This window comes from Novosphingobium sp. (assembly GCF_032093395.1).
Classification (GTDB): Bacteria; Pseudomonadota; Alphaproteobacteria; order Sphingomonadales; family Sphingomonadaceae; genus Novosphingobium.
The window spans coordinates 1-7,894 of the sequence record NZ_DAMDBA010000129.1 but is presented as its reverse complement, the minus strand read 5'-3'; the positions used below and the strand labels follow the sequence as shown (position 1 = coordinate 7,894).

Genomic DNA, 7,894 nt, shown 5'->3' with positions numbered 1-7,894 from the left:
CAACACGGCGATCCTGGCGCCGTTCGAGGGCAATGTCGGCATCGGTTTCGCGGTTCCCGCCTCGGTGGTCCGGGACGTCCTGCGGCAAGCGCGCTCCTGATCCTTTAGCGAGCGGTGCCCGGCTTGGGCGCGACGCGAATCTGATTGCGGCCTCCGGTCTTGGCCCCATAAAGCGCCTCATGGGCGGCCTTGAGCGCAGCCCGCGGGTCGGGATGATCGAAGACGTCAGCCACGCCTGCGGAGAAGGTGATCTGGCCGAAGGGCTCGTCGTTGTGCCGGTTGACCAGACGCCGCTCGGCGAGGCTCTCGCGCAGCCGGTCAAGGCGCTCCTTGGCTTCGGTAAGGGTGCACCCCCTGAAGAGCATCACAAATTCCTCGCCGCCATGGCGTGAGACGTGGCATTTGTCGTCCGAAATTCCGGACAGAAGATCAGCGATCAGGCGCAGCACCCGGTCACCCGCCTCGTGGCCATGGGTATCGTTGATGCGCTTGAAATGGTCGATATCGCAAAAAGCCAGGACCAGCGGGTCGAGCGCTGCGCGGGCGGCCTTGTGCTCGCGCTCGAGCACGGCTTCGAAGCGCGGCGATTGGGCAGACCGGTAAGATGGTCGACTTCCGCGTCGCGCTGGGCTTTTTCCAGACTGCGGCACAGGCCTTTCGCTTCGGATTCGCTGGTGCGCATTTCGGCCTCGAGGCTGCGCGTCTTTTCCAGCATGGCCTTGGCGAGATCAGCCAAGGTCGAAATGATCTGACCGGTTTGCTGGACGCTCGCGAGATCGGCCACCTGCTGTTCGAGCTCGTCACCGTAATTCGATGTCGCATGCCGGGCGGCGGTCGTGTTCTTCGAGAATGTGTCGAGTGTCTGCTCGAGACGTACCATCAACTGCTTGATCTCGCCCGGCGCTTCATCCGACTTGGCAGCCGCGGTAACCTCGTCGAGCCACGCCTGCGTCACGGTCCCGCCGTCCGCCCGGCGCTGCATGACCTTGCGCGCGAGCCCCGGATTGCTTCCGCTAGCGATGCCGTGGGCGACCACAAGATTATCCGGGCTGATCTCCAGGCCATGATCGAGCAGGAATGCAGCGATCTCGTTCAGGACATGGTGGCGCGCGGAAAGATGCCGGTCCTCCGTGTTCGCACCGGGGCGAGGTCCGCCTGTCTCGTCTCCGCTATGCCTCGATCCGAGCCAGCCGAGCCATTTGCGTGGCGATCGCGATGATGCATCGATATCCGTCAAATATGCCCCCAACCCTGCGCGCTTGGCATTCGCCCCTGCCTTGCCCTGCTCGCCGCTTCCCCCCCGGGAGGCTCGCACGCACTAGCGCGCCGGCAAGTGCTGCGCACCAGATACAGTTTTGCCATGTTCCGCAACAGCGATCCTCTCGTTTTGCCGCGGAATTAGGGGAAAATAATAGCAGCAATGATGCTTCATCCATCAGCAGTCATCTGTCAGCGCTCAACTGTCTCGCCTCACAAAAACTAGGCCCGAGCTGCTCCCAAAGATGGCCATTGCCGACACGCTTGACTCCGCGGCGCGGGCAGGTTTTCTTCAAGTTGAAGCATTCCGCGAGGGTGAGGTGTCGACGCATGCGGCCGAATCATTTCCAGTAGACCCGTCCGCGAGACTCTTCATCACGGACGACCTAAGCGCACGTCCGCGCAACCGGCATCCGCCCAGCGCTGAACGCCTTGCGGTCCGCCAGCTTCTCGGGAAAATGGTCGATGCCCCCGACGAGGTGATGCCGCGCATGGTGGCCCATGCCCTCGAACTCACCCAGGCTAGCGCTTCCGGGCTCAGCATCCTTGATGAGAGCCACGATCCTCCCGTGTTTCGGTGGCAGCATCTCAACGGAGCGCTCGCCCGTTTCGAAGGCGCGCTGACGCCTCGTCACAACAGCCCCTGCGGCGAGACGCTGGACCGCGATGCGCCGCTTTTGTGCAGGCATCCTGAGCGCGTCTATGACTGGATCGCCGAGCATGATCTCGTCATCCCTGAGGTCCTGCTTGTCCCTATTCGTATCGGCAAGGAGCGGGCGCATGGCACCTTGTGGGTCGTTGCACAGCACGAGGATCAGTTCGACAGCGAGGATCTTCGGATCGTATCGGAACTCGCCGACCTCGTCGCCGTGGCCCGGAAGATGCAACAGGACAAGCTGCGGCTGCAGGAAGCGCTTGAACAACAGTCGATGATCGCGCGCGAGATGGATCACCGGGTGAAGAACCTCTTTGCCCTCACCCAGGCGATGATCGAGATGAGCGCCCGGCATGCGACCAGTCCTGCCGAACTGGCGCAATCCCTGACGGGTCGCCTGCAGGCGCTTGCCCGCGCGCATGCGATGCCAGAGCACACGGGCGCAGCAGAGAAAGAACCGGGCAGCCTCGACCGGACAGAGCTGTCCGCCTTGATCCAGGCGCCCCTCGAGGCGCATACCTCCCTCGCCGAGCCGGGACGTGTCTGCTGCAAAGGTGAGCCGATCCCGCTCGGGCCTCAGGCCACCACAAGCCTGGCCCTGCTGTTCAACGAGCTCACCACCAACTCGGTCAAATACGGCTCGCTCGGCAGCGGAGAGGGACATGTCCGGGTGGAATGGGAGGCCTGCGGACCCGATCTCGTCATCCGCTGGGAGGAAAGAGGCGGACCGCGCCTCGCCGGGCCGCCCGCGCGTCAGGGCTTTGGCACCAAGCTGATGCAGCAGGTGTTGCGCGGCCGGCTCAAAGGCCGACTGGAGAAGAACTGGGATCCGGACGGCCTCGTGGCAATCGTCAGGCTCATGCGCGATCGGCTCGCCGACTAGGCCGTGTCGCCGTAATCGCTTTGGTCAGGGGCGAGGACAGCGCGAACTTTCTCCAGCTCTGCCAGGCGGGACTCGTCTTTCGCGCGCGCCGCCTGGAATATCTCGTTGACCAGCCCCTGCAGTACGTGCCGCCCATAGCGCTGTCGCAAGGTCTCGGCTTCCTGCAATGCCATAAGCCTCATGCGCCCTCACCGGGAATGGGGTTCGACAGGTCTTTGGGCGACCTAATCCCGCAGCCGTTAACCCGGCGTTGCCGACAGGCCTTGGCGCGAAATTAACTGTGACCGTTCGGTCTCAACCGGCCCGCAAAATTGGTGCATTCCAGGCCATGTACTGAGGGAAAGATTAACCAGCCTTCCCTAGAATGCGGCGGATGGATCTTTCTAACGCGCCATCGTCTTGGGACATCGAACGGGAGCGTCTCGCCGCGCTGTCCGGCTATGCGATTCTCGACACGCCGCCCGAGCGCGAATATGACGTCCTGACCCGCGTCGCCGCCGTCGCCCTCAATGTCCAGAGCGCGGCGATCAGTCTGATCGATGGCCACCGGCAGTGGTTCAAGTCACGCCACGGTATCGCTTTTCCCGAAACGCCTCGCGCAGTCGCGTTCTGCAGCCACGCGCTCGAGGCGCGTTCGGCGCTTGTCGTTCCCGACGCGAGCCAGGATGCCCGCTTCCGGGACAACCCGCTCGTCACGTCGGAGGGCGGGATTCGCTTCTATGCGAGCGTTCCGCTCATCACGAGTACCGGCCTTTGCCTAGGGACCTTGTGCGTATTCGACCCCGCTCCGCGCGAGCGGCTGGACGATGATGAGCGCCTTATCCTCGAGGATCTCGCACAGCATGCGACGAGCCTCATCGAAGCGCGCTGTGCGCGGCGGATGACGGAGATCGCGGGCAAGGTTGTCGATGCGACGTCGGATGCCGTCCTGGCGGCCGATCTGAACGGCCGGATCGTTCATTGGAACGCCGCCGCGGAGCAGATGTTCGGCCGGTCGCGCCACGAGGCGATCGGCGAGGATGTCTCCATCATCATGCCGCCGCGCTTTGCGCTCGGTCACGCTGAAGCCTTCGGACGCGCTGCCCAGGGCGGCCCTACCCGCCTCGTCGGGTCCTTCATCGAACTCGTCGCCATGCGCGCCGACGGCAGCGAGTTTCCGATCGAGCTCTCGCTCGCCCGCTGGGGTGATCCGGGCGGAGACCAGGGCTTCGCTGCCATCGTGCGGGATATCAGCGCGCGCAAGAGCCTGGAACGCGAACGCGAACATGCGCAGAAATTTCTGCAAAGCATCGTCTCCAACCTCCCCGCGACGCTATTCGTCAAAGACGTGGAGACACGCCGCTATCTGATGATCAACCGTGCCGGCGAGACCGTGATGGGGCGGCCGGCGAGCGAGATCATCGGCGCTACCGACCACGAGCTCTTTCCGGCGAACGCCGAGGCTAGCGAGGATCGTGACAATGAAGCGATAGCCCGCCGGGACACGTACCAGACCGAAGCGGCCTTCACCCGCGGCGATGGCGAGACGCTCTACCTGCGGACAATGCGCACCGTGATCGACGTGCCTGACCGCCCCTGCCAATATCTGCTCGGTGTTTCGGAAGACGTCACGCAGATCCGCCGGACGGAAGCCGAAGTCCTCCGTCTGGCGCATCATGATGCGCTGACGGGGCTTCTCAACCGGTCGAGCTATACTGACCGATTGTTCCGCATGGTCCAGGCGCGCGAGCCTTTCGCCATGCTCAGCATCGACCTCGACCGGTTCAAGGCGGTCAACGATCAGTTTGGGCATCCAGGCGGAGATGCCGTGCTCATCCAGGTCGGGGATCGGCTGCGCGCCGTCATCGAGAGCGAAGGATGGATTGCGCGCATCGGCGGGGACGAGTTCATCGCCGTGCTGGCCGGGGAGCGCCTGCGTGAACGGGCGCAGATGTGCGCCGATAGGCTGATCGACGAATTGGCCAAGCCGATCGTGACTGGACGCGGCGTCTGTTACATCGGTGCCTCGGTGGGGATCGTGCTCATGCCGCAGGATGGCGAAACGACCGAGCAATTGCGCGAGAACGTCGACCTTGCGCTCTACCGCGCCAAGCATAATGGCCGCGCCTGCGCGTGTTTCTTCAATGCCGAGATGGATTCCTCGGCGCGCGATCGCCGTCAGATCGAGCGCGACTTGCGCGAAGCGGTCGCGGCCGGCGACATCGGGCTGGTCTATCAACCTCTCGTCGCGGCGCAGACCGGCAGGATCACGAGCGCGGAGGCCCTCGCGCGCTGGACCCATCCGGTCAAGGGGCCGATCCGGCCGGACGTCTTCATCGCGCTCGCCGAGGAATGCGGGATCATCGACCAGCTGGCCGAACAGCTGCTGCGCCAGGCATGCGTCGATGCGCGTAACTGGCCCGCCGATGTTCGGGTGGCGGTAAACCTGTCGCCGTTACAGTTCGTTTCCGGCAAGCTTGTTGAAACGGTGGGCGCAGCGCTTGCGGCCTCGGGTCTGTGTCCTAGCCGACTGCAGCTCGAGGTCACGGAAGGGCTGGTCATTCGCGACGTCGAGCGCACGTTCGACCAGTTGGAGGCGCTGCGCAGCCTGGGCATTCAGATCCTGATCGATGATTTCGGCGTGGGATATTCGTCGCTCAGCTATTTCCAGCGCTTCCCATTCGACAAGGTGAAGCTCGACCGCTCCTTCGTCGAGCAGGTAACTCAGTCGCAGGCCGCGAGAGCGATCATCCAGGCCGTGGTAGGGCTAGGCGAACAACTCGGCATGGCCGTTGTCGCGGAAGGCGTGGAAACGCATGAGCAGATGGAAGCGCTTGTCGCCATGGGCTGCACGCATCTCCAAGGCTATCTGTTCAGTCGGCCGCTGCCCGTGAACGCGCTCTGCGCCATGCTCGAAAGCCAGCGGTCCGTCGTCCCGCGCCAAGACAGCCAGGCGGCTTGACTCCTCGTCATCCCGCTATGCGAGATCACGCTTCGCTGGGTCGAGGCAGATCGCCGACACCACACGGCGCAGATCCTCCTGACTGTAAGGCTTGAGCAGGATTGCGGCATCGGGAAATTCGGTGGATGAAATGCCGCTGCCGTCGCCGCTGGCGAAAATGATCGCTGGCGCGGGGACACGCGCCTTGACGGTCCGGGCAAGGTCGATGCCGGACGCCTTGGGCAGGCCGACATCGGTCAGGACAACGTCGACCTCGTTTTGCCCCAGCAGCGCTTCGGCGGCTTCGGCGTCCTCGGCTTCCAGGACGGCATGGCCAAGATCGGCGAGCATGTCCGCGGTGTTGAAGCGGATCAGTCCGTCGTCTTCGACAAGGAGGATACGAAGGGTGCGGGCCTCCCGCACAGCCTGGGACGCCGGCAAGGGCGATGGCTCCGGTGCGTTTCCGCCGCCCTCCGCGATCAATCGGTGCTGTGCTTCGTTGGCCAGCACGTGGCGGACTTTGCGGGCAAGCGCTTCGCGCGTGTAGGGCTTGGAAAGAAGCTCGACCCCCGGATCGAGCCGGCCATGATGCACGATCGCGTTCTCGGTATAGCCCGAGGTGAAGAGCACCGCGAGGTTCGGCAGCCGTTCCTTCGCTCGGCGCGCCAGTTCGGGACTACGCAGCGGGCCGGGCATGACGACGTCAGTGAAGAGGAGATCCATCGGCACGCCACTCTCGATGACGGTGAGCGCGCTTTGCGCGTCGCGCGCCTTCAGCACCCGGTATCCAAGTTCGGACAGCAGGCAGACGGCGGTCTCGCGGACGGCATCGTCGTCCTCCACCACGAGGACCGTCTCGGAGCCGCCCCGCACCGGTCCCGTGCTCGTATCGGTGAGTATGTCTTCCCGGGCAGTCTCGCGGCGCAGGTAGAGCTTGATGGTCGTGCCCTCACCCACCTCGCTGTAGATCTTGATATGGCCACCCGACTGCTTGACGAGGCCATGGACCATTGAAAGACCAAGCCCCGTCCCCTTGCCTTCCGGCTTGGTGCTGAAAAATGGTTCGAAGACCTGGTCGATGATTTCCGGCGCCATGCCGGTGCCAGTATCGGTAACCGCCACCATCACATATTGCCCGGCGGTGACTTCGTCGTGCTGGCGGGCATAGTCATCATCGAGCCAGGCGTTGGCCGCCTCGATCGTCAGGCGGCCGCCATCCGGCATGGCATCTCGCGCATTGATCGCGAGATTGAGGATGGCGTTTTCGATCTGACCCGGATCCACGAGGCAGTTCCACAATCCGCCGCTCACGATGGTCTCGATCTCGACATCCTCGCCGATGACCCGGCGCAGGAGATCGTCCATATTGTTGATGAGGCGGCCCAAATTGACCACCTTGGGCTCGAGCGGTTGTCTGCGGCCGAAGGCGAGGAGCTGCGAGGCGAGCTTCGCGCCGCGCGAGACGCCTGCCAGCGCATTCTGCACACGCTGCTCGGCGCGTTCATTTCCTGCAATGTCGCGCGACAGCAGCTGGAGGTTCCCGCTCACCACCTGCAGCAGATTGTTGAAATCATGTGCAACGCCGCCCGTCAGCTTGCCGAGTGCTTCGAGCTTCTGCGACTGGCGCAGCGCCGCTTCGGCAGCCTCGCGGTCCAGCGTTTCGCGCTGCAGCCGGCCAAGGGCCGTGCCGAGTTCTTCAGTGCGCTGCTCGACCCTGTGTTCGAGCGTCTCGTTGAGGTTGTGGAGCTGGTCCTCCGCGCGCTTCTGATGCGTTACGTCGTAGCCGTCGACAAAGATGCCCGAGACACTGCCGTCCGGCTCGATGATCGGCTGATAAATGAGGTTCACGAAGCGGGTCTCGAGCGGCCCCTCCGGCGTGCGCTGGAGATGGGCTTCGAGATTGCGGCCCACAAAGGGCTCGCCGGTCTGGTACACCCTGTCCAGCAGCTCGATGAAACCCTGCCCGGCTATTTCAGGAAGCCCGTCGCGAAGGGGCATGCCGACCACATCGCGATGGCCGACAAGTTGCTGATAGGCGTCGTTGACCATGTCGAAGACATGGTCAGGGCCCTTCAAGATGCACATGAAGCTCGGGGCTTGGCGGAAGAGCCGGCGAATGCGGTCGCGCTCCTGCGTTCGCAGTTCCACCTCCGAGATCAGCTGGCGGTTCGCCTGTTCG

The 7,894-nt window shown here is 63.9% G+C and carries 6 protein-coding genes; 2 read left to right on the top strand and 4 right to left on the bottom strand.

The genetic code is table 11. The annotated features are described in order from the left end of the window. Positions 1–104: 104 nt before the first annotated feature. Both RT424_RS23380 and RT424_RS23375 read right to left on the bottom strand, forming a co-directional pair. Positions 105–518: a GGDEF domain-containing protein gene (locus RT424_RS23380; RefSeq protein ID WP_313443125.1), complete on the bottom strand. Its 414-nt coding sequence runs from the start codon at positions 516–518 to the stop codon at positions 105–107. Continuing rightward, positions 437–1,237, bottom strand: coding sequence for a hypothetical protein (locus RT424_RS23375; protein WP_313443127.1), 801 nt, complete (start codon positions 1,235–1,237; stop codon positions 437–439). The genes RT424_RS23380 and RT424_RS23375 overlap by 82 nt, the downstream gene beginning before the upstream one ends. 265 nt (positions 1,238–1,502) lie before the next feature. On the opposite strand from RT424_RS23375, the gene RT424_RS23370 reads away from it, so the two are divergent. Beyond that, positions 1,503–2,795, top strand: coding sequence for an HWE histidine kinase domain-containing protein (locus RT424_RS23370; protein ID WP_313443123.1), 1,293 nt, complete (start codon positions 1,503–1,505; stop codon positions 2,793–2,795). Here RT424_RS23370 and RT424_RS23365 read toward each other — a convergent pair. Beyond that, positions 2,792–2,968, bottom strand: coding sequence for a hypothetical protein (locus RT424_RS23365; RefSeq protein ID WP_313443121.1), 177 nt, complete (start codon positions 2,966–2,968; stop codon positions 2,792–2,794). The genes RT424_RS23370 and RT424_RS23365 overlap by 4 nt on opposite strands. A gap of 200 nt (positions 2,969–3,168) precedes the next feature. Here RT424_RS23365 and RT424_RS23360 point away from each other — a divergent pair, with 200 nt between their 5' ends. Next, positions 3,169–5,736, top strand: coding sequence for an EAL domain-containing protein (locus RT424_RS23360; RefSeq protein ID WP_313443119.1), 2,568 nt, complete (start codon positions 3,169–3,171; stop codon positions 5,734–5,736). Positions 5,737–5,751: 15 nt separating this feature from the next. On the opposite strand, the gene RT424_RS23355 is transcribed toward RT424_RS23360, so the two are convergent. After that, a partial coding sequence (locus RT424_RS23355; protein WP_313443117.1) for a response regulator occupies positions 5,752–7,894 on the bottom strand: 2,143 nt, incomplete at its 5' end.

Coding starts and splice junctions, on each gene's coding strand:
- RT424_RS23370 (WP_313443123.1), top strand. CDS start 1,503: ATGGCCATTGCCGACACGCTTGACTCCGCGGCGCGGGCAGGTTTTCTT.
- RT424_RS23365 (WP_313443121.1), bottom strand. CDS start 2,968: ATGGCATTGCAGGAAGCCGAGACCTTGCGACAGCGCTATGGGCGGCAC.
- RT424_RS23360 (WP_313443119.1), top strand. CDS start 3,169: ATGGATCTTTCTAACGCGCCATCGTCTTGGGACATCGAACGGGAGCGT.